Annotated in this window: 19 protein-coding genes and 1 pseudogene; 9 read left to right on the forward strand and 11 right to left on the reverse strand. The window is 51.5% G+C overall.

What is annotated here, in order from left to right:
* The first annotated feature begins 201 nt into the window (after positions 1 to 201).
* Complete coding sequence (locus tag NATSA_RS15775; protein WP_419539868.1) at positions 202 to 429, forward strand: DUF4372 domain-containing protein; 228 nt, start codon at positions 202 to 204, stop codon at positions 427 to 429.
* On the opposite strand, the gene NATSA_RS09570 is transcribed toward NATSA_RS15775, so the two are convergent.
* A complete protein-coding gene (locus NATSA_RS09570; RefSeq protein ID WP_210512055.1) occupies positions 398 to 1120 on the reverse strand; it encodes an IS3 family transposase in 723 nt (240 codons plus the stop codon). The two genes, NATSA_RS15775 and NATSA_RS09570, sit on opposite strands and share 32 nt — an antisense overlap.
* A gap of 53 nt (positions 1121 to 1173) precedes the next feature.
* On the opposite strand from NATSA_RS09570, the gene NATSA_RS09575 reads away from it, so the two are divergent.
* Together NATSA_RS09575 and NATSA_RS09580 are read left to right on the forward strand one after the other, a co-directional pair.
* Positions 1174 to 1485 (forward strand): hypothetical protein, encoded by a 312-nt coding sequence (locus tag NATSA_RS09575; protein WP_210512057.1) that lies wholly within the window; start codon positions 1174 to 1176, stop codon positions 1483 to 1485.
* Positions 1486 to 1500: 15 nt separating this feature from the next.
* Positions 1501 to 2232 (forward strand): annotated as a pseudogene (locus NATSA_RS09580) (IS4 family transposase); the annotation flags it as partial.
* Positions 2233 to 2514: 282 nt separating this feature from the next.
* On the opposite strand, the gene NATSA_RS09585 reads toward NATSA_RS09580, so the two are convergent.
* The 6 genes from NATSA_RS09585 to NATSA_RS09610 form a co-directional block, all read right to left on the reverse strand.
* Entirely contained in the window at positions 2515 to 3672 is a 1158-nt protein-coding gene (locus NATSA_RS09585) for an L-threonylcarbamoyladenylate synthase (RefSeq protein WP_210512060.1), read from the reverse strand.
* A gap of 183 nt (positions 3673 to 3855) precedes the next feature.
* The gene (locus NATSA_RS09590; RefSeq protein WP_210512062.1) at positions 3856 to 4305 is read right to left on the reverse strand and encodes a helix-turn-helix domain-containing protein; all 450 of its coding nucleotides are present in this window, start codon (positions 4303 to 4305) and stop codon (positions 3856 to 3858) included.
* Positions 4306 to 4541: 236 nt separating this feature from the next.
* Positions 4542 to 7904 carry a transcription-repair coupling factor gene (gene mfd, locus NATSA_RS09595; protein ID WP_210512064.1) on the reverse strand — a complete coding sequence of 1121 codons (3363 nt, stop codon included), beginning with the start codon at positions 7902 to 7904 and terminating at the stop codon, positions 4542 to 4544.
* Positions 7905 to 7981: 77 nt separating this feature from the next.
* Positions 7982 to 8977, reverse strand: a complete 996-nt coding sequence (locus tag NATSA_RS09600; protein WP_210512066.1) for a vWA domain-containing protein — start codon at positions 8975 to 8977, stop codon at positions 7982 to 7984.
* Entirely contained in the window at positions 8964 to 9923 is a 960-nt protein-coding gene (locus tag NATSA_RS09605) for a hypothetical protein (protein WP_210512068.1), read from the reverse strand. The genes NATSA_RS09600 and NATSA_RS09605 overlap by 14 nt, the downstream gene beginning before the upstream one ends.
* 218 nt (positions 9924 to 10141) lie before the next feature.
* Positions 10142 to 11017, reverse strand: coding sequence for a DUF58 domain-containing protein (locus NATSA_RS09610; RefSeq protein ID WP_210512069.1), 876 nt, complete (start codon positions 11015 to 11017; stop codon positions 10142 to 10144).
* Positions 11018 to 11215: 198 nt separating this feature from the next.
* Between NATSA_RS09610 and ald the strand changes: the two genes are divergently transcribed.
* Positions 11216 to 12331 carry an alanine dehydrogenase gene (gene ald, locus NATSA_RS09615; RefSeq protein WP_210512070.1) on the forward strand — a complete coding sequence of 372 codons (1116 nt, stop codon included), beginning with the start codon at positions 11216 to 11218 and terminating at the stop codon, positions 12329 to 12331.
* Between the two features lie 135 nt (positions 12332 to 12466).
* On the opposite strand, the gene NATSA_RS09620 is transcribed toward ald, so the two are convergent.
* Positions 12467 to 13693 (reverse strand): ABC transporter permease, encoded by a 1227-nt coding sequence (locus tag NATSA_RS09620; protein WP_210512071.1) that lies wholly within the window; start codon positions 13691 to 13693, stop codon positions 12467 to 12469.
* Positions 13694 to 13707: 14 nt separating this feature from the next.
* Complete coding sequence (lysS, locus tag NATSA_RS09625) at positions 13708 to 15231, reverse strand: lysine--tRNA ligase (RefSeq protein ID WP_210512073.1); 1524 nt, start codon at positions 15229 to 15231, stop codon at positions 13708 to 13710.
* A 198-nt stretch (positions 15232 to 15429) separates the two neighbouring features.
* On the opposite strand from lysS, the gene NATSA_RS09630 reads away from it, so the two are divergent.
* From NATSA_RS09630 to NATSA_RS09650, 5 genes are all read left to right on the forward strand, one after another.
* Complete coding sequence (locus NATSA_RS09630; RefSeq protein ID WP_210512075.1) at positions 15430 to 16020, forward strand: 4'-phosphopantetheinyl transferase family protein; 591 nt, start codon at positions 15430 to 15432, stop codon at positions 16018 to 16020.
* Entirely contained in the window at positions 16017 to 16787 is a 771-nt protein-coding gene (amrB, locus tag NATSA_RS09635) for an AmmeMemoRadiSam system protein B (RefSeq protein WP_210512076.1), read from the forward strand. Before NATSA_RS09630 ends, amrB begins: the two co-directional genes overlap by 4 nt.
* Positions 16788 to 16790: 3 nt before the next feature.
* A complete protein-coding gene (locus NATSA_RS09640) occupies positions 16791 to 17750 on the forward strand; it encodes a Rossmann-like and DUF2520 domain-containing protein (protein ID WP_210512078.1) in 960 nt (319 codons plus the stop codon).
* Positions 17747 to 18112: an MGMT family protein gene (locus NATSA_RS09645; RefSeq protein ID WP_210512080.1), complete on the forward strand. Its 366-nt coding sequence runs from the start codon at positions 17747 to 17749 to the stop codon at positions 18110 to 18112. Before NATSA_RS09640 ends, NATSA_RS09645 begins: the two co-directional genes overlap by 4 nt.
* Positions 18113 to 18244: 132 nt before the next feature.
* A complete protein-coding gene (locus NATSA_RS09650; RefSeq protein ID WP_210512081.1) occupies positions 18245 to 18907 on the forward strand; it encodes a 7-carboxy-7-deazaguanine synthase QueE in 663 nt (220 codons plus the stop codon).
* A gap of 15 nt (positions 18908 to 18922) precedes the next feature.
* Here NATSA_RS09650 and NATSA_RS09655 read toward each other — a convergent pair whose 3' ends face one another.
* Both NATSA_RS09655 and NATSA_RS09660 read right to left on the reverse strand, forming a co-directional pair.
* Complete coding sequence (locus NATSA_RS09655) at positions 18923 to 19891, reverse strand: phosphoribosylaminoimidazolesuccinocarboxamide synthase (protein ID WP_210512083.1); 969 nt, start codon at positions 19889 to 19891, stop codon at positions 18923 to 18925.
* Complete coding sequence (locus tag NATSA_RS09660) at positions 19888 to 20898, reverse strand: LacI family DNA-binding transcriptional regulator (protein ID WP_210512085.1); 1011 nt, start codon at positions 20896 to 20898, stop codon at positions 19888 to 19890. The genes NATSA_RS09655 and NATSA_RS09660 overlap by 4 nt, the downstream gene beginning before the upstream one ends.
* Positions 20899 to 21292 lie beyond the last annotated feature (394 nt).

The raw sequence follows: 21292 nt of genomic DNA on the forward strand, positions 1-21292 counted from the left end.
TTCAATATTTTTTTTGAGTAAAATTTTAACTTCGGGTTAAGGTATTTGAATTATTGAATCAGTAGTGTCCAATTAAGGCGGTTATGTGTTTCTGTAAATCAATGTGATACAATGGAATAGATTCTGTTGAAATTTTTATCGACTTCAACTCGTAGCTTGCCAGTGTCTACGCAGTTTAATCCTGGATCGATATATGCTATCATGTACACTGGCCGAACCATTTTTGCACAGCTTATGGATGTTGTTCCCAAATATGAATTTCGAAAAATAGTTGAGCAATACAAAGGAGATTACCGTGCACAAAAACTCACGTGCCGGGATCAATTCCTTTGTATGTGCTTTGGGCAACTTACTTTTCGAGACAGCCTGGAGTGGACCCCAAAAACAGGACACCCGGTTAAGCACATTTGTTTAAGGGTTGGAGTTTGATTTCAAAATTTTCCGGACTACTGCCATCCATCCAGGAATGAGGTCGTTGCCGGTTATAAAATACAGCAATGTATTCAAATATCTCGTTGCGAATTTGATGATAATTCATCAAGGCATGCAGATACGACTCTTTCTTCAACGAAGTAAAGAAGCTCTCCACTGGACTGTTGTCCCAGCAATCTCCTTTCCGTGACATACTGGCAACCAGTTTATTATCCACCAATAACTTCCGGTATTCGCTACTGGCATATTGACTGCCCCGGTCCGAGTGAAAAATCACCCCGGTTGGCCGGCCTCTCATGGCCAGTGCCATCTTCAAAGCATTATTGACCAGCCTGGTATGCATGCGCCGACTCACCGACCATCCGATAATTTTGCGTGAATACAGATCCAAAACCACGGCCAGATATACAAAACCCGAACCGCATCTCAAATAGGTTATGTCGCCGCACCAAACCCGATTGGCCGCCGGGGCCGTAAAGTCCCGATCAAGCCGGTTGGGAGCAATGGGTAGATCGTGACGCGAATCAGTCGTTCTGGGTCGATATGCCCGTTTCGTGATGGCTTTGATGTCGTACTCGCGCATCAATCGCCGAAGTCTTTTGCGGGAGATGATTTCTCCCAAATCTTCCAGAAGGGGTTTCAAACGCCGTGTGCCGAACGAGCGGAACCGCTTGTTGCTTGAATTCAATGGGGTAGGTTCTGCGAGGTTTGTTTTCTTTCATTTCAGACACCTGTTTTTTTGTGGTATTCCAAGATACCGCTTCTGTTGGTTATTTCAGGTGTCCTGCTTTAGGGTACCACATCAGCCTTCGGGATCTGGCCTCCACCCTCAACGCTCTGGGTTCTCGTCGCTACCATATGGGCATCAGAACCAATGTACCCCTGAGCACCCTGTCTTATGCTAATGCCAATCGGCCCTGGCAAATCTATCAGGATCTGGCCATGGTATTGATCGCTCATGGTCAAAAGCTTTATGGCAAGGATGAGTTCTCTGAGTCGATAAAAGCGCTGGATTCTTCGACCATTGACCTGTGTTTGTCGCTGTTCCCATGAGCTGAGTTCCGGGAGCATAAGGGGGCCATTAAGATTCACACCCTCATGGATTTGCAGGGGGCTATACCGACATTTATTCACATTTCTGACGGCAGGACCCACGATGTGAAGATCCTGGATATGATTCCCATCATTGCCGGCAGCATCTATATTATGGATCGTGCCTACCTGGATTACCAGCGCCTGTATCATCTGCACACCAGTGGTGGTCGATTTGTGGTCCGAGCCAAGAAGAATCTGCAGTTTTACCGAAAATCCTCCACACCGGTTGATTCCTCGACCGGATTGCAATGCGATCAAATTATCCGATTGACAGGCCCCCAGTCCAAACAACGTTACCCGCATCCCTTGCGGCGTGTTCGGCTGATTGATCCGGAAAATCATAATGACATAGTCCTGCTGACTAACATCATGGACTGTGATGCCCAACAAATCGCGGAGTATTATAAAAGCCGCTGGCAGATTGAATTGTTTTTTAAATGGATCAAACAGAACTTGCGAATCAAGGCGTTTTACGGACAAAGCATCAATGCCGTCAAAACCCAGATCTGGACGGCTGTTTGTACTTATATGATCTTGATAATCATCCATAAAAGATATGATTTTAACGTCAATTTACGCACGATGATGCAAGTGCTCAGTGTCTCGTTATTGGAGCGTATGACGTTTAAAGAGCTATTTTTGAACCCTAAACTCACAGAACCAATAGAGTCAAACCCTAACCAATTGGGGCTCTTCGACTTTTAATTGGACACTACTGTTATTGAATTGTAAATTTTTGAAATTCATAAGAGATTGTCATGGCATCTTGTGTTTTTTTTGTTTAATCAAGAGATAAGTTGCGCTAATAGGTGACTCTTTTATTATTTAAAGGTGGTAAACTCTTATAACTTCTAGTTTCGAGAAATAAGGAGGAGGGTACCATGCTTGGAGAACTTTTTGAAATCTTGCTGGCCGTAGTGGTACTCTGGCTTGTCTATAAATTTATCAGAAGATATCTGATGCTGTAGGCTGGTGGTACCGCCAACCTTATTCGCCTATGGCTTTCCTGATCCGGTTAAGCAGTGCCTCGGCTTCTTCGGGATAGCTGGAAAACGGTTCTATGGCCACTTCTTCAAAGCCTTGCAGGTCCGCCATCCGGAAACGGTCGTACAGGTCGCGCGCCATCTCTTGATAGTCGCCGTCATAGCGTATGATAACTCCGGGCGTTGCTCCGTTTTGCATGCTTCCGAAGTCCGCGGAACCGGAATCGCCGGAAACAGGGATGTCACGATCTGCTGATACGGAAGAAGTATTTTCGCCTTTGTTTTCTTCAGGACGGATCTGATGCAGCAGGTAAAGGGTGTTTTCGGCAGGGAAGGCGGGTTCCGGAAGTTCTTCGGGATGCATCCATCGCACCAGCGCATCAGGTGCATAATGCGTGTATTTCATTCCCGGGCTGCGGGGTGCCGAAGCATGGCCGCCGAATGCTTTGTTGTCGTCACCGGATGAGGATCTATCGCGCTCCCGGACCGAGCCTACGCGTCCGCGAATTCCGCTCTCAGGGCCGGATTGTTCCGTAAATCCGCCCATCCGGACTGGCTGAAGCAGCACCTGCTCCAGCTCAGACTGGGTGATGTGTCCCGGCCGCAACACCGTGTAGGGCCGCTCTGACAGATCAAGAACCGTCGACTCAAGCCCGAACTGACACGATCCGCCGTCGATGACCGGCACATCTTTCCCAAAATCCTGACGCACGTGTTCGCCCCGGGTCGGACTAGGCCGGCCGGATGTATTTGCACTGGGCGCGGCAATCGGGCCCGCCTCGGATATCAGACGCAGCGGGATGGGATGGTCCGGCATGCGGATGGCCACCGTCGGCAGACCTGCCGTGACGATATCCAGAACTTCCGGGCGTTTCGGCAGGATAAGGGCAAGCGGGCCGGGCCAGAACCGGTCCATCAGCCGCCGGGCATCTTCGGAAATTTCGGTTACAAGCGTAGCAGCCATTTCCAGGGAACTGACATGCACAATCAGCGGATTGTCTGGCGGGCGGCCTTTCAGAGCAAATATTTGTGCTACGGCATCTGCATTCCACGCATCGGCGCCAAGGCCGTAGACCGTTTCGGTGGGAAAAGCCACCACGTTTCCGCTTCGGATTTGCCCGGCGTATCGGGAAAGTGATATTTCAGGATGTGTTTCTACCATGACTGCTTTTTTATGATCAATCCAATAATATAGTATTCAGAATGGACGGAGTATAATGAAAATGACAAAATGGAGATATTTTTTAACAACGGGTAGTCTCTCTTAATATGTACACATCATAAGTGACAAAATAACTATCCGGCTAAAGCAGATTCTCCAAAAGATCAGCAGTATTTCTCATTCTCAATACAGATTCAGATCCTGCGCTTGTTGTGTTAATTCTTTCAACTTCTGATCCGCTATCTTTTGTTGTTGGGCTTCATATTTTTTAAGATCAGAAAACCTCACTCGCCGGTGACGCCCCACTTTGGAAAACGGAATTTTTCCCGACTCCATTAGTTTTACGACAAATGGCCGGGAAACATTCAGATAGTCGGCCGCCTCTTGACTGGTCAACATCTGGTCCTCACTTAATACCTCAATACTATTCCCTTGTGAAAGGTTCTTCAAGAGCTTTTCCAGATCGTCAATAGCGGACAACGGAATTTGAAGTTCAGAACCATCATCAGTTACTTTTAGTTCTAAAGGCTTTGATTGTTCCTTGTGAACCTTTGCGATTCTTCTCAGTACTTTTAAAGAATGCCTGGCCAAGGTTCTATCATCGGCTGATATCGTCTTGTCTTTTTGCTTCATGGTCTAGTAAATTTAACGTGGATTTATCGAAATATACAAAATACACGAAATATTCGAAACAATATTCGGATAGTGAACCGGCTTCGCCCTGCTACAAAACATGTATATTAGACTGACAGTGGTTTTGATATTGCTTAAGTCAATGCAGTAGTGAATGCTTACTGCATTGTTTTAACCAGTATGATGGCTGCAGTTTAAGTCCGGGCCGTAAATTTCCAGAATTCCGTTTGCCGGACTCAAACCGTCTGCGGTTCTTTTGCTGTTTTCTCCGGCTGAAGTTGCTCAAGAACCGAAAGGGCCGTTTCCGGATCAGAAATCTGCTGAACCACAAATCGCACGGCCTGATCTTTTTGTGCCAGCTGAAACGCATCGGGCCGCAACTGCTCCAGCCGGTGCATCAGATGCTGCATCACTCCCTGGTCGTAAAACCGGGATCCTGCCTCGCTGGCATGGTCCGGACACTGAAGCCACATCCGCCCGGCACGGATCGTTACTTTGGTCAGCCAGAGCCGCGATGTCAGAATTTTGATTTTTGTTGCGGTGACCAGATTCCTGGTCGCTTCCGGAAGCGGGCCGAACCGGTCAGCCACTTCATCCTGCCAGTCTGATACTTCTTTGAGCTCTGCAGATCCGGATAACCGCCGGTACAGATTCAGCCTTTCCACATTGTCGGAGACATAATCTGAGGGCAACAGCGCCGAATAGTCAAATTCCACGGTAGTCTCGGGCCGTTCGGGAATGTGCTCTGTCTCTTCAAACAGACCGGCGAACTCGGTCTCCTTGAGCTCGCGCACCGCATCGTTGAGAATTTTGTTGTACATCTCGAAACCGACTTCATTGACGAAACCGCTCTGCTCGGCGCCCAGGATATCCCCGGCTCCGCGGATGTCGAGGTCCCGCATGGCAATGTTGAATCCCGAACCAAGGTCGGAGTACTCCTCGAGTGCCAGCAGTCGTCGCCGTGACTCCAGCGTCAGGGATTCCATCGGCGGTGTGATCAGGTAGCAGTAGGCTTTGCGGTTTGAACGCCCGACCCGTCCGCGCAGCTGGTGCAGCTCCGAAAGTCCGAAATGATTGGCCTGATTGATGATAATCGTGTTGGCATTGGCAATGTCGATTCCGTTCTCCACGATGTTGGTTGAAACCAGCACGTCAAATTTGTGATCGTAGAAGTCCAGAATGATTTTTTCAAGCTTGCTGCCGGTCATCTGTCCGTGCGCAAAACGCACCCGGATGTTCGGTACGAGTGACCGGACCATCCCGGCAATTTCTTCAATATTCTGCACCCTGTTGTGGATGAAGAACACTTGTCCGCCGCGGCTGACCTCCTGCATGATGGCATCACGGATCAACCGCTTGTCAAAGCTGTGTATTTCGGTCAGGACAGGCTGCCGGTTGGGCGGCGGCGTGTTGATCACACTCAGGTCCCGTGCGCCCATCAGTGAAAACTGCAGCGTACGCGGAATGGGGGTTGCCGTAAGCGTCAGTACATCCACACTGGCCCGCAGCTCTTTGAGTTTTTCCTTCACGCTCACCCCGAACCGCTGCTCTTCATCCACGATCAGCAGTCCAAGATCCCGGAAAGATACATCTTTCGATGCAATACGATGCGTTCCGATGAGGATGTCGACCTCGCCCGACCTGGTGCGTTTGATGATATCGGTCTGCTCTGCTTTGCTGCGAAAACGCGAGATGACCTCAATGTTTACGGCAAAGTCTTTCATCCGCTCCCGGAAGGTTTTGGCGTGCTGGTCGGCCAGGATCGTTGTGGGCACCATCAGGGCAACCTGCTTTCCGTCGAGTACCGCCTTAAACGCGGCGCGCACAGCCACCTCGGTCTTGCCGAAGCCCACATCGCCGCATACCAGCCGGTCCATCGGCATTTCCTTCTGCATATCCGATTTTACATCCCGGATTACCGAGTCCTGATCCGGCGTCTCCTCATACATGAAGGACGCTTCAAGTTCGGTCTGCATGGACGAATCCCCCGAAAAGGACCACGCTTTTTGTGCTTTGCGCTTAGCATAGAGCGTAATCAGCTCCCGGGCGATGTCCTTGACACGCTTGCGGGTTTTGGCCTTTTTCCTGGCCCATTCGCCCGATCCGAGTTTGGTGACCTTGGGTGCAGTGCCGTCCTTGCCGGAGTATTTCTGAAGCTTGTGCAGACTGGATACGTTGACGTAAAGCGTCGAATCGTCCTGGTACCGCAGTACAACGGACTCCTGGTCAGCCCCGCGGACGGTGATTTTCCGGAACCCGGCAAATTTCCCAATGCCGTGATCAACGTGCACGACATAATCGCCGATGTTCAGGTCTTTCAGTTCTTTGAAAGAGATGCCGCCGCGGCGAACTTTTGAACGCGTTTTGGGACGATGGTAGCGATTGAAAATCTGATGATCGGTGTAAACGGCGATGTCCATTTCCGGCAGGATGAAACCGCGGTGCAGCGTTTCCATTGTAAGCCGGTAACGAAGTTCCGGTCCGGGTTCACCGAGCAGCTCCTCAAACCGGTTTCGCTGCCCCTCGTTGTCACACAAAATCCAGGTTTCGATATTCTGCAGACTGAGGTCGGCCAGGTCTTTCCGGAGCAGCTTGACCGAAGAGTTGAAGTCCGGCTGCGGGCGCGCCTGGAGGGTAAACTCGGCATCAGGTGTCAGATCAGGCGGGATGGCACCGAAAAGCAGGCGGGGATGGCGCTGCAGTTCACCGGCCAGCTCGTCTGCGGTCATGTACCGGTGCTCCGGAGGTTTTGGAGCGGCTTTTTTATTTTCACTCACTACTTCGCGATACCGCTGAGCCGCTTCTTCACTGAGCCTGTGGATCTCCGACACAATGCCCGGATAATCCACGGCGGCAATCACCGCATGTTCATCAAAAAAGGAGATCAGCGACTGCCGCGCTGCGTCCGAAAAAGACTCCAGATTGGGCAGCAGCCGTATCTGATCCAGAAATGCAACGGACCGCTGTGAATCAGGATCAAACTCCCGGATGGATTCGATTTCGTTGCCGAAAAATTCCAGCCGTACCGGATATTCACCGGAAAACGGGAAAATGTCGATGATGCCGCCACGCCGGGCATATTCACCGGGTTCATTGACAAACGATACCGTCTGATACTGCTGGTCGGCAAGCTTCTCCGCGAGCGCGTCCGGATCCATTTCACTCTGTTTCTTCAACGAAATGGATGCTTTGTCGAAATGATCGGCCGATGCCATTTTTTCAAAGACTGCCTCTGCGGATGTCACCACGACGACCTCTCTGGTTTCCCGGATCTGGTCAATGACATCCGAACGCTGCGCGGTAACGGTCGTATCGCTTACTCGTCCGGACTGATAGGGCCGGGCGCCGGAAGGCGGAAAGTAAAGCGAGTTTCCGTTTCCGAGTGCGTCAATATCTGACTTCAGGAACTGCGCCCGTTCCGCGTCGGGTGTTATTACGATAAGAGGGAGGTGCTTCTTTGCCAGCCCGGACATAAGCAGGGCGGGGGTGGACCCCACGAAGTGCTGTAGCCGCACGCTTTTTCCGGGGGCTATGTTGCCGGAAAGCTCGTCAACAGGAAAATGTTTGGAAAATATCTCAGCAATGTTCTTCAGAGACATGAAAACAATAGTAATATGCAGTTGAAAAAAAATGGTAACATCTGAAACAGTTGCAGCAAGAAGCAGTTGCGGCAGCGTTAGTTGAGCTCGATGCGGAACAGCCACCTGTCGCATGCAAACGACAGAAGAAGGAGTATCATTCCCCAGGCCAGGTAACCCTGATAGGCGTCAGCAAGTTCATGGTAAACCGACTCCTCAAACTCGGTTCTTTCAAGTTCATCAATTTCATTGTAGACCTGTTCGAGGGACTCATTGTCTGTTGCCCGGAAATAGCGTCCGCCGGTCCGTTCCGCAATATCCCGCATCATGTCCTCGTCGATTTGAACTACAATTTCATGATAGCGCGTGCCGCGTATGGGATCATCAACCGGGTAGGGGGCGGTCCGAGCATCCGTACTGGCGCCGATCGTGTAGACCCTGATGCCGAACGTAGCTGCCAGCTCCCCTGCGGTGATGGGATCGATTTCCCCGGCATTGTTTTCGCCGTCCGTAAGAAGTACAATTACCCGGTTTTCAGCATCGCTGTTGCGAAGCCGGTTTACGGCTGTAGCCAGTCCCATGCCGATTGCCGTGCCGTCGCGCACCATGCCCAGGTCGACATGCTCAAGCTGGGATTGAAGCAGCTGATAATCGAGTGTCGGCGGGACCAGCGTAAAGCTCTCCCTGGCAAAGACTACCAGCCCGATGCGGTCAGACTCCCTCCGGTCTATAAAACCGGAAGCCACATCTTTCACGGCAAGGAGCCTGTTGGGCTGCATATCCTCGGCAAGCATGGATGAGGAGATATCCAGCACCAGCATGATATCGATGCCTTCTACCGTACGCTCGGTATATACCTGTTCGTGCTGAGGACGTGCAAGTGCGGTGATGATCAGAATGACAGCGATGATCTGAAGACCGAACCCCGCAAAAATCCCGTAGGTACGCCAATTGCCGGGCAGGTGATCCAGATCGGAGGTATCCGAATAGGTCAGCCAGGCAATCTGCCGCCGCTTGAAATAGCGATACTGTACCCATACCATCACGGGAATGATCAGCAATGCCCAAAACCATGCGGGATTATCCCAAATCATCTTTTTTTTCTTCCTGTAATTTGGCTTGTTGTTCTTCTTCGTGTTTTCGTCGCAGCTCTTCGAGCCTCTCCTTGTCTGTAAGGGAAATGCGGTCGACGAGTGCCGAACCGTATTTCATAACGTCGGAACAGTCGGATTCATTGGGCTCAAATCGGGCAAATTTCACCAGGTCGGCTGTTTCCAGGATCAACCTCAGGAAACGGATCACCTCGCCGTCAAATCCCCGGCTCTTCAGATAGGTGAGCAGTTCGGATGTGGTGGACTCCAGTGCCGGAAATCCGTGAACCTCTTCGATGTAGGTCCGGAAGGCATCTCCGAGCTCGGTGAAATAGGGCACCGGGTTTTTTACAGGCTCTTTGTGAGTTTCTTCAATGCGTTTGAGCTCAATGCGCAGGCGCCAAAGCGGACTGCGGAAGGGTTCGGCCTTTGGCTGGCGGGGCTTTGGCTCCGGTTTCTTTCGCTGACCAAAAATCCGCTCGCGGTACAGGTATAATACCCAGGCGGCTGCCAGCGCCAGAATGACAGCTGCAATGATCCAGGGCAGCCAGTTGCGGAAAAACGGGAAAATCGGTTTCAGCGGACGAAGTGCTGTTTCTGCGTCATCGACCCGGGATTCGTAAACAAATGGCTGAGCGGGAATGGTCGCATCAAGAGTATCGGTGCCGTCAACCAGCCGTACCGGTATTTCCGGAACATAATCGACATCAACGCCGAAAAAATGCAGGGTGTACGTGCGTCTTTCACCGGCATTGTCAGGCACGGTTTGAGTGTCCCGGATGATGAAATCCGGTCCGAATGACGCGCTGTCAGGATAGATAACCGCGTCATATGCCGCCCGGTTGGCTAATGTGACATGATACTCGAACATATCGCCGGTTCGCAGCGTGTCCCTGTCCATTTCTGATTCCACGGTTTGGGCAGGGGTCAGGCCCGGTGTAGCTGCCATAACTGCCAATGCCGCACATCCTGCAGCAGTAATACGCACAGCAAACGCACTTGAAGCAATGTACTCAGCCGCATGCCGGGACAGGCTTTCTGCAACCGTGGCAATGATTTTATCTAAAATAACGGATAAGATTTTCTGCACGCTGAATGTGAATTGTCGGCGTCACGGAACCTGAGCACCTGCGATTCCGGACGTTTTGTTGCAGGGATTCTGACAGATCACCGGCGCCGCAGCCGGAGTTTGAAAAAGGATATCAGCGGGTCAATATACGACTCATTGGTTTGCAATGTAATGGAATCTATCTGATATCGGATAAACAGTTTTCTGAGCCGATCCAGGCGGTTCTTCCGGCGCTTCCGATAGTGGATGCGGACCTGTTCGCTGGAGGTATCAACGATGCGAATCCGCCCGGTTTCCGCATCATGCAGCGGCAGAAGGCCCAGCTCGGGCAGTTCCCGCTCAAGCGGATCATCGATCACTATGGCAGCAAAATCGTGTTTGCGGTTGGCAATGCGCAGCTGCTTTTCGAAGCCCGATGCCTGAAAATCACTGATGAGGATGAAAATGGAGCGACGTTTGAGAATTTTTGTCAGATATCCGGCCGCGCCGGCAATATCGGTGCCGGTACCGGCAGGATTGGTTGTCAGCAGTTCCCGGATCAGACGCAGCACGTGTCCGCGGCCTTTGCGTGGCATAACCACCTTTTCGATACGGTCGGTGAACAGGAGCAGGCCCACCTTGTCATTATTTTTGATGGCGCTGAAGGCCAGAACGGCTGACAGCTCGGTGACCAGATCCAGCTTACGCCTGTCTCCGCTTCCGAACTGGCCGCTCGGAGAGATATCGACGCACAGCATCAGCGTCTGCTCACGCTCCTCTTCGAAAATTTTGATATACGGCTCCTGGCTGCGTGCCGTGACATTCCAGTCGATCTGACGCACATCATCGCCGAACTGATAAGGCCGCACTTCGGAAAATGTCATGCCGCGTCCCTTGAAGGCCGACTGGTACTCCCCACCGAAAATCTCGTTGACAAGACCTTTTGTGTGGATTTCGATGCGTCGTATTTTTTTAAAAAGCTCTTTGGAGATCATGGCATCAGCAGAATTAGGTACCGCTCATAATACGGAAGTCCGGCATGTGATTTCAAATGCGATGTCATCTGCTTTAATGAATCCCTCAGAAAGAAGCTGATTTGCATACTTTCAGGTGTCGTAACATAGCGGTATTTTTTTACTGCCATTTCATTATTTTCTCAGAAGCCATTAACCATCATTAACGGGGATAGTATTATGCTTATCGGAGTACCCAAAGAAATTAAATCACATGAAAGCAGAGTGGCGCTGCTGCCATCCGGTGCACTCGGATTGATTCGCCATGGTCATGAAGTCATTGTAGAAGCCGGCGCGGGTGCCGGAAGCGGATTTCCAGATGAAGCCTACGAAAAAAACGGAGCCAGAATTGTTTCGGATGTCGAGAAGCTCTGGGCAGATGCCGAAATGATCATGAAAGTGAAGGAGCCGGTCGGACCCGAGTACAAGCGCATGCGCGAAGGGCAGATCGTCTTCACCTTTTTCCATTTTGCCGCCAGTGAAGAGCTTACAAAGGCCGTCATGGATTCCGGCTGCATCGCTATCGCCTACGAAACCGTAGAAAATCCTGATCGTTCGCTGCCGCTGCTGGTTCCCATGAGTGAGGTGGCCGGACGGATGTCCGTACAGCAGGGTGCGAAGTATCTTGAAAAAGCCCAGGGCGGACGCGGAGTGCTGCTCAGTGGTATCCCCGGTGTGAAACCCGGCAACGTCCTTGTCCTTGGCGGCGGTATTGTGGGTGTAAACGCCGCAAAAATGGCTGCAGGAATGGGGGCCAATGTCACTATCATGGATATCAGCCTGCCCAGGCTGCGCTATCTTGATGATATCATGCCGCGAAATGTAACCACCATATACTCCTCGGAAGCCAATATCCGTGAAATGCTTCCCAATCTGGATCTGGTGATCGGCGGTGTGCTTATTCCCGGCGCCAAAGCGCCCAAACTGATAACCCGCGACATGCTCAAGACCATGCGTCCGGGCTCAGTCCTGGTCGATGTCGCCATCGACCAGGGAGGCTGCATCGAAACGGCCAAACCGACAACACATGACAATCCCATTTATACGGTGGATGATGTCATCCATTACTGTGTCGCCAACATGCCGGGTGCGGTTCCCTACACCTCGACGGTCGGACTGACCAACGCGACTACCCCGTATGCGGTCGAGATTGCCAACCACGGCTGGAAGAAAGCGCTGAGGAAATATCCAGAGCTCATACCCGGGCTGAATGTCGCTTACGGCGATATCACACATAAAGATGTTGCCGGCGCATTTGATCTGGATTGGAAGCCTGTTGAGGAGTTCATCAACTGAACCGGCGCAGCGTAATCCGGTACTGAGAGCAAAATAAGATAATGATACGTTTTGCCGGGGGGACGAAATCACGCCCCCGGCAGATGTATCAACAGCGGTTGTTCAGCAAGTGGCTTTCTGGCCAACAGCAGCTTCTCAGCGCCCGTATGATATCACAGAGAGGGGGTTCAGTCTGGCGGCAACCCGTGCCGGAAGCCAGGATGCAAGAGCGCACAGAATCAGTGTGATGGTGCTGACTAACACAAAGTCGAACCATCGCGGCTGCACTGGTGCTGCAGTCATGTAGTAACTCTCCTCAGGCAGTGGAATGACCTGCCATGTATCCTGGATCACATAGAACGCCAGTGACAGAAAAATTCCGATCAGCAGTCCGGCAATACCCACGATAATCCCCTCAATCAGGAAGATCGAACGGACACTTTTGTCGTTTGCCCCCATGGTCTTAAGAATGCCTATGTCCCGCGTCCGTTCCAGCACCATGATAAGCACGGTTCCGATGAGGTTGAATGCCGCCACAATAATCATCACGGCAATGACAAAAGGAATCGTTTGCTCCTGAAGGTTGATCCAGGCAAAAATGCTCCTGTAGCGTTCGTAAATGGTTTCGGTATAATAGGGAAACGGCAGCCTGTCACTGAGCAGAGCGCTGACTTTCTCAATTTCGTCCAGATCAGCAACACGCAGGTCCACCTGGGTCGCTCTTGGCGGGGGCATTTCGAACAGCCCGCGGGCATAGTCAACGTCAACCAGCATCAGCACATCATCAAACTGATCTATGCCGGTATGATAGATACCCGATACATGAAACTGCTGTATTTGCGGAAGGTTGAGCGGCGTCGGCATGCCTCTGATGGCATAGGCGGTTATTACGCTGCCGGGTGAGGCATCGAGGTTGCGGGCCAGCCGGGCGCCGATCACGGCGCCGGGCAGACCTTCCTCATTCGGCCCCAGATTGTACTCTCCGTCGCGTATGTATTGACGGATATTGGACAAGTCACCGTCACGGTCAACGCCTTTGATAAAGGTGCCCTCGGCGAAGTCGCGGGTTTGCACCATCCCCTGGGAGTAGATTACCGCCTGACTGTCATCGACGCCCGGAATATCTTGCAGATAAACCGCAAGAGTATCGCTGCGGTAGAGCGGGTCATCGGCATAGGTCGATATGGAAATATGTGTTCCGTAACCGAGGATTTTTTCCTGGATCACCGAACTGAATCCGTGCACGATTGACAGTGCAATGAGCAGTCCGGCCGATCCGATAGCAACGCCTGCAACAGCCATGATCTTGATAAATGAAAGAAAGGCGCTGCCAGTGGTGCGGCCGCGAAAGTAACGGTATGCAAGAAACCATTTAAAATTCATAGGAGACTAACGTATCACTCCGGCCGCATATGCGGGAAAAAGAGCACATCCCGGATCGACTCCTGATTGGTCAGGATCATCGCAAGCCGGTCAATGCCGATTCCCAGTCCGGCCGTCGGCGGCATGCCGTATTCAAGCGCCTTGAGAAAGTCTTCATCCACCACCATCGCTTCATCATCACCTTCAGACCGCAGTCTGGCCTGTTCTTCAAGACGCTGCCGCTGATCCACGGGGTCATTGAGCTCGGTGAAGGCATTGCAAAGTTCCTTGCCGTTGCAGATCAGCTCAAACCGCTCCACCAGCCCTTCTTTTGAGCGGTGCTTTTTCGCGAGCGGACTCATTTCGATCGGGTAGTCGGTTATGAATGTAGGCTGAACAAGTTTGGCCTCCACTTTTTCGCCGAAAATTTCGTCAATCAGCTTGCCTTTGCCCATCGTCTCATCCACCGGAACGCCGAGTTCACGTGCGGTTTTACGGATGGCATCCTCATCCATCCCGGAGAGGTCCTTCCCGGTTTCCTGAGCGATGGCATCCAGCATCGGGATGCGGGCCCAGGGAGCCTTGAAGTCAATTTCATTCTTCCCGACGGTGATTTTGGTGGTTCCGTGCAGGGCTTTGACCACATGCTCGATCATCTGCTCCACGAAGCCCATCATCCAGTCATAGTCCTTGTAGGCAACATACAGCTCCACCTGTGTGAATTCCGGATTGTGGAAGCGGCTCATTCCCTCATTGCGGAAGTCCTTCGCAAACTCAAAGACACCCTCGTAGCCGCCGATGATGAGCCGTTTGAGGTACAGCTCGTTTGCTATCCGCAGAAACAGGGTCATGTCCAGCGCGTTGTGATGCGTCTCAAACGGGCGCGCGGCGGCACCGCCGTAAACCGGCTGCAGGATGGGCGTTTCCACCTCCAGATAACCCATGTCTGCCATGTAGTTGCGCATTTCACGGATCATTCTGGACCGCTTTTCGAATACGCCGCGAACCTCCGGGTTGACAATAAGATCAAGGTAGCGCTGACGGTAGCGGTGCTCTTTGTCCGCAAAAGCGTCGTAGGTGACCTTGTTGCCCTGCTCATCCTCAACTTCCTTGGCCACCGGAAGGGGGCGAAGTGTTTTGGTCAGCAGCTCAAAGGACTCGGCGTGAACCGTAAGTTCACCGGTCCGGGTCTTGAAAACAAATCCGCTCACACCGACAATATCACCGATGTCAATCAGCTTTTTGAAAAGGGTATTATAGATATCTGTACCCACATCATCCCGGCGAATATAGACCTGAATGGTTCCGGACTCGTCCTGCAGATTGAAAAAAGCCGCTTTGCCCATGATGCGGCGGGTCATGATGCGTCCGGCAATGCGTACCCGTTTCCGCTCAGCCTCTTCGCCGTCAAGAAGTTCCGGGGTATTCCGGATTTCTTCGGCATGATGATCCGTTTCAAAATCATGGGGATAGGGATCCAGACCCATTTTGCGGATTTCATCCAGTTTTTCCCGGCGGATGCGTGCCTGTTCGGTCAGACTGAGCTCGGTTTCTTGCATGTATAATGTGTTTTGTTACGGATAATTTTGAAGTGCCAAAATTACGGAAATGATTGCAAAAAAACGGTATAAATTCCGCTTTTTATCTATATTTGAGAGGACGGACAGGATGCCGCTCTGACCGTAATGTCGGGCTTTTTCTGTTGCCTGCCGGTTTTCCGGCGTAACTGATATCATTCGATTAATTGAGAGGTACTCGTGGAGTGGTTAGTTCATACCCATGTGCCGGTTGCTTTTCCGCCCGGATGCATCCTGATGGCTGTGGGTGGCGAACCCGGAAAAGACCGGCCTGCCGGTGCCGACCCCGTTCAGGTGCTGTCCCGGCTCATTGACAGGCAGGGACTCGATTCCGGCTCGTTTAAGCTCAGGAAAATGGATACGGGCAAACCATTCGGTCTTGTGAACGGAGAGAATATCGGCATCGGGATTTCACACTGCAGCTCGCTGCTGGTTTGCGGCATTCACACCAGCGGCGAGATCGGACTGGATGTGGAACCTGCCGGGCGAACACTCCATCCGCGCCTGCGCGAGCGCATATGCCATCCGGAGGAAGAGGAAATGCTGCCTGATGATCTGTGCTGCATTCGCATGTGGACCATCAAAGAGGCGGCCCTGAAATTCCTGGGAACGGGCCTTCGTCTGGCCATGAGCAAAATCAGACTCGATATGCTGGATGAGAACAGGTTCCGGGCTGAAACCGGGGTGGATACCCTCGAAATCTTTTCGTTTCTTTTCAGGGAGCACTGGATTGCAGTGGCACTGAAAGAAAAGGAAAATCAGGAGGTATGATACACGATCATTTTGTCTGCGAACGCAAGCTCCCCTTCACAAATGAAGAGTTGAAGGAGCGGATGGCGTCAATGCCTTACTGCGGTCAGGACGGCCTGCGCATGCTTTTTCTCCCGCCACGCATGACCACTCAGAATGCGGATGAGTTCTGCTTTGTCTACCGTCAGATCATGGATACGGATTACGATACCATAGTGATTATCGAGCCGGACTCATGGCATGCAAAGCGAAAAATTCAGCTTCTTGCAGGGAGAAGTGTTGAGACGCCGTCCGGGCCGGTTCCGCTGGATGAGCGGCTGAGAGACGATTTTTGCGATGAAGAAGATGATTTTTATATCCGTGAAGATGCGGATGTGACCCATCTGGGATTCTTCGATCATCTGCAGATGCTTCAGCTGACGCAAAATGACTTTAGTGTGGTTGGCATGCAGCTCATGGATGAATCGCCGCCGATTGTTCAGGAACTGACCTTTGTCCTGAAGGAGATCATGCCATTTAAAAACGGATTGATCGTATTCTGTTGTGAAATGCCGGCACAGTATCAGGATACCTTCGATAAGCTGACCAGGGCCATATCCGAAGAAAATGACACACGACTGAATAATCTGATATACAGCGGCGAGTCCCACATACACGGAGCCGGCGTTTTTCTCTCCGGAGTGATGGCGGCACGATATCGCGAACGGGAAATCCGATTTTACCGGACATCATCCGGCAATCCGGATGACAACCTGCTTTCCGCCCATGCCGGTTTCCCAGACAGATAAGATATGACACCACTTGAATCCAGCAAACAGCGCTTTCCCGGAGGCATATCCATCATAGGCACAGGACGTCTCGGGTCGTCTCTTGCCCTGCGGCTCCACAGCAAGGGATACACCATTAAAAGTCTCTACAGCCGGAACCCCGAATCATGTGAACGTATTGCAGATAAGGTTGATGCCGGGATATGCAACACCTTTCCGCTGAAACGGTCGGATCTGGGAGATCTGGTTTTTTTGTGTCTGCCGGATAATCAGATATCACGTTTTGCGTATGACGTTGCACAGCAAATCTACGGGGATCAGGATCCCGGCGAATATAACCCGGACAAGCGCAAGGGGGCGGGCGGAAACGGAAACTATCTGCATCCCGCCTGGATACACACTTCAGGTGCTCTGCCGGCTGAGGTACTGAAGCCTCTTTCGGATAAAGGGGCGGGAACCGCATCATTTCACCCGATTCAAACATTTACCTCCGGAAACCAGGAAGCGGCTTTTGAACAGTGTTTTATTACGCTGCAGGGTAATGCCGGACTGTGTGCTGACTTGAAGCTGTTGGTCCGTGCCATCGGTGCACGGCCACTACCCGTTGATCGTGATCAGAAATCTGCAGTCCATCTTGGTGCGGTATTCGTCTGCAATTTCTTGGCGCCGCTTTTTGATGCATCACAGCAGGTGCTTACTGCAAGCGGAAACAATGTCCGGGCCCGGGAGATTTTCCGTCCGCTGGTTGAGCAGACGGTCAAGGGGCTGCTTGAGAATCCGCCCGAAGAGGTTCTGACCGGACCTGTTATGCGTGGTGATACCAAAACCATCGAAAAGCATATTGAACTGCTCGCCGGCAACCCGGAGGCGCTGCGTTTGTACCGCGAACTGGGACAGGCTGCCCTGAGGGTCGCAAAGCGGGTAGACGGCAGGGATGATTCCCGCGACAGTGAACTTGAAAGCTGGCTGAACGAAGAAGAATGACTGCAGGCGGAAATAAAAAAAATGGTTCCGGGAAGGATTTTTACGAGCGCGTTTTTGAAGTGGTAGCGCGCATACCCGAAGGCAAAGTAACGACATACGGCGCCATTGCCCGGCATCTGGGTACGGGTGGCAGTGCCCGGCTGGTGGGATGGGCATTGAACAGCACCCTGTCGGAAGAAAAAGCCGGAACAAATGAAGGGCAAACCATGCTGCCTTGTCACAGGGTTGTGAACCGCAACGGTGAACTGACCGGCAAAGCCTGGTTTGGCGGTGATGTAATGGAGGATCTGCTCAGATCTGAGGGGGTGCGCTTTGATCCGGACGGCAGCGTTGATATGTCACGGCATTACTGGGAACCTTGAATTGCAGCTACGGGTTGGCTCCGAAGCATCCGGTTCTGACGGACGGGTACTGCATATTATGCACAATCTTCTGCCTGTTTTTCGTTACCTTTGCATGCTGTACTCAAATCAAAAGCAACACATCATAATGCAATGCCTGCATCATTGAGCACGACCTCATCCCGCAATACCGGAAACAAGGAGCGGTCAGACTGGAAGCTGACGGCTTATCCCGTCATGGAGCACTTTTATACGATTCAGGGCGAAGGAGCCCATGCAGGTCAGGCCGCGTATTTCATTCGCCTGGCCGGATGTGATGTCGGATGCTGGTGGTGCGATGTACAGGAAAGCTGGGATGCATCGGTTCACCCGGAAATTGCTGCGGAAGAGCTGGTTGATGCCGCCTGTGAATCAGGCAGTTCAATTGTCGTCATAACCGGAGGAGAACCGCTGATGCACGACCTGACGGCTTTGACTGAAGGCCTTCACGAGGCGGGACTGCAGATTCACCTTGAAACCAGCGGCTCCTCGCCGCTGACGGGCCATATCGACTGGGTTACATTGTCACCCAAAAGGTTCAAGGAACCGCTCGTGGAGATTTTTCCGCACGTAGATGAATTGAAAGTGGTGGTGCTCACGCGTAAAGATCTCATTTATGCAGAAAAAAACGCGGCTGAATGTCCTGCCGGCACCCTGAAAATGCTTCAGCCGGAGTGGGACACCCCGGAGTCGGTTCCGCTTATCGTCAAATACGTCAAGGAAAATCCTGACTGGCGGATCAGCCTGCAAACACACAAACTCCTGAATGTACCCTGATTCTGCAAGGATCCGTCACTTGCGGTCATACCATGCCAGCAGATCCGCGAGAAAGGCATTGAAACCGGGAGTAGGGGTCGGTTCAAACGATGTGCCGGTCAGTTTTTCATAGAGCTCGCGATACCGCTCATAGATCGAAATCCGCAAATCATCCGGCAGCCGGGGCAGTTGATTGTCAAGATTCTCGTGGTGCCTGTTCTCAATCAGCCACTCCCTGAGAAACTCTTTTGAAAGCTGTTTCTGGGGTGCATCTTCAGCCAGCCGTTTTTCATATTCATCCGCATAGAAATAGCGCGATGAATCCGGAGTGTGTACCTCATCGATAAGTACAAGCTCGTTGTTGCTGATACCGAATTCATATTTGGTATCAACCAGGATCAGTCCCTTTTGTGCTGCCATTTCTGAACCCTGATCAAACAGGGAAAGTGATACACGTCTGATCTCTTCCCACCGGTCGGGATGCACGAGTCCTCCGGAAATGATCTCATCTTCGGAAATATCTTCATCATGTCCGCGGGTTGCTTTTGTTGTGGGCGTGATCAGCGGTTCCGGAAGTGCCTCATTCCTGCGAAGCCCCTCCGGAAGTTTTTTTCCGCAAAGTGTTCTGCCGCCTTGATCGTAGACCCGCCATGCGTGTCCGGCCAGGTATCCCCTGACGACAACCTCCACCGGCAGGGGATCGCATCTGCGTGCAATAGTGACGTTGGGATGGGGGACATCCAGCACATGATGGGGACAGACAGGCTGTATTGCCTTGAAGTTATGCCATGCGATCAGATTCAGCAACTGCCCTTTGAAAGGTATGGCTTCCGGAAAAATGTGATCAAAAGCAGATATGCGGTCGGTAACCACGATCGCCATCTGATTATCCGGGAGATTGTAAATATCCCGGACTTTGCCGCGGTAATCCGGGAGGCGTCCGGAGGCATCGGTTTCGTTAATGCAGTGGTCAAGCAGGTTCTGGCTGTACTCGGTCTGGCTCACGGTTTGCGGGTTGATTTTCGGACAATTAGTTTGGGCTCGATCTCTTTCTGAACGAGCGACCGGTCTTTGTCCTTGATCATTTTTGTTATTCGGGAGATGGCCTCGGTGCCTACTTCATACATCTGCTGATCTATGGTGGAAAGGCCAAGATATTGGGCAGTTTTTATATTGTCATATCCCATTACGGCGATATCATCGGGAATGCGCAGGTTCAGCTCATCCAGCGCGTGGATGACCCCGATCGCCTGGGCATCGTTGGTGCAAAAGATAGCTTCCGGTAACCCGCCGCGCTCACGCATGATCTGAACCGATTCGTAGCCGGCTTCCTCGCTGTAACCGGAGTGCTTTTTGGTGATACCCTTTACAAAAAAGTTCTCATCCAGAGGGAGGTTGTATTTGACCAGCACATCGCGGAATCCGTTTTCCCTGGAGTCGGCAACAGGAGATTTGCTGTGCGACCGGACCATTCCGATTTTCTGATACCCTTCCTTGATCAGATGCTCCCCGGCCAGATAACCGCCCTTGTAATTGTTCCAGTACAGGTAATTGAAATCTTCGTGCTTGAATCCAACAAGCACCACCGGGATGCCGGCATTCAGCAGGCGTTTTCTGGTATCTTCATCCAGATTGATTGAAAAGATGATGAGTGCATCCGGAATGCCCCGGTCAAGAAATGTCTTCAGTGTCTCTTCGGGATTGTCAGAGCCGGTGTTGTAGATGATAAAATCAAGGTCGGTGTCCTTTATCTTATCCTTGACCCCTTTGAGGACCTCATTGAAAAAAGGCGTTGTAAACGTAGGCAATGCTACTGCAATGATCTGGGCTTCCTGCCGGGCTAATTTGCGGGCATTGACCTGCGGTCTGAAATCCAGCTGGTCAATTGCCTTCTGGACACGCTCTTTGGTGTCATTGGAAACGTAGGGCGATCCGTTCAAAACCCGCGATACGGTGGAAATAGCCACATTGGCTATGCGAGCCACATCATAGATTGTATGTTTTTTTGCCATTGATCTGTAAAATTAACCTGTAAGCCTGATAAAAATATTTGCAGCAGGTGGATGTAACATATACATGACCCTCAGTCCCGTATATTTACTGTGTTTGTCAGCCGGTTTTTCATTGACATCAGAAGCAGTACAAACTTCAGCTCATTCCGTAAACTGATCAACCGGAATGACATCAAACCGGCCGGAATAAAAATATTTCTGCTGATTAAAATTATTATTACATAATAGTAAAATTTAAGGAAAAATTATATCGGCATTTGCATGCGGCGTTTGCAGTATACGGTTCATCGGGGTTAGTTTGGCTGATAAGCAGGCAGATGTGATTGTCCCGAAGCTAAAGGATGTTACGACAGCGGGTTGAAAGCAATATTGCGTTTGCTTCCGGGAACGATTT

The sequence above is a fragment of the Natronogracilivirga saccharolytica genome, from assembly GCF_017921895.1.
GTDB lineage: Bacteria > Bacteroidota > Rhodothermia > Balneolales > Natronogracilivirgulaceae > Natronogracilivirga > Natronogracilivirga saccharolytica.

Bases quoted from the DNA above. Each gene is read 5' to 3' on its own strand.
- NATSA_RS15775 (WP_419539868.1), top strand. From the start codon at position 202: ATGTACACTGGCCGAACCATTTTTGCACAGCTTATGGATGTTGTTCCC.
- NATSA_RS09585 (WP_210512060.1), bottom strand. From the start codon at position 3,672: ATGGTAGAAACACATCCTGAAATATCACTTTCCCGATACGCCGGGCAA.
- NATSA_RS09590 (WP_210512062.1), bottom strand. From the start codon at position 4,305: ATGAAGCAAAAAGACAAGACGATATCAGCCGATGATAGAACCTTGGCC.
- mfd (WP_210512064.1), bottom strand. From the start codon at position 7,904: ATGTCTCTGAAGAACATTGCTGAGATATTTTCCAAACATTTTCCTGTT.
- NATSA_RS09600 (WP_210512066.1), bottom strand. From the start codon at position 8,977: ATGATTTGGGATAATCCCGCATGGTTTTGGGCATTGCTGATCATTCCC.
- NATSA_RS09605 (WP_210512068.1), bottom strand. From the start codon at position 9,923: ATGGCAGCTACACCGGGCCTGACCCCTGCCCAAACCGTGGAATCAGAA.
- NATSA_RS09610 (WP_210512069.1), bottom strand. From the start codon at position 11,017: ATGATCTCCAAAGAGCTTTTTAAAAAAATACGACGCATCGAAATCCAC.
- ald (WP_210512070.1), top strand. From the start codon at position 11,216: ATGCTTATCGGAGTACCCAAAGAAATTAAATCACATGAAAGCAGAGTG.
- NATSA_RS09620 (WP_210512071.1), bottom strand. From the start codon at position 13,693: ATGAATTTTAAATGGTTTCTTGCATACCGTTACTTTCGCGGCCGCACC.
- lysS (WP_210512073.1), bottom strand. From the start codon at position 15,231: ATGCAAGAAACCGAGCTCAGTCTGACCGAACAGGCACGCATCCGCCGG.
- amrB (WP_210512076.1), top strand. From the start codon at position 16,017: ATGATACACGATCATTTTGTCTGCGAACGCAAGCTCCCCTTCACAAAT.
- NATSA_RS09640 (WP_210512078.1), top strand. From the start codon at position 16,791: ATGACACCACTTGAATCCAGCAAACAGCGCTTTCCCGGAGGCATATCC.
- NATSA_RS09645 (WP_210512080.1), top strand. From the start codon at position 17,747: ATGACTGCAGGCGGAAATAAAAAAAATGGTTCCGGGAAGGATTTTTAC.
- NATSA_RS09650 (WP_210512081.1), top strand. From the start codon at position 18,245: ATGCCTGCATCATTGAGCACGACCTCATCCCGCAATACCGGAAACAAG.
- NATSA_RS09660 (WP_210512085.1), bottom strand. From the start codon at position 20,898: ATGGCAAAAAAACATACAATCTATGATGTGGCTCGCATAGCCAATGTG.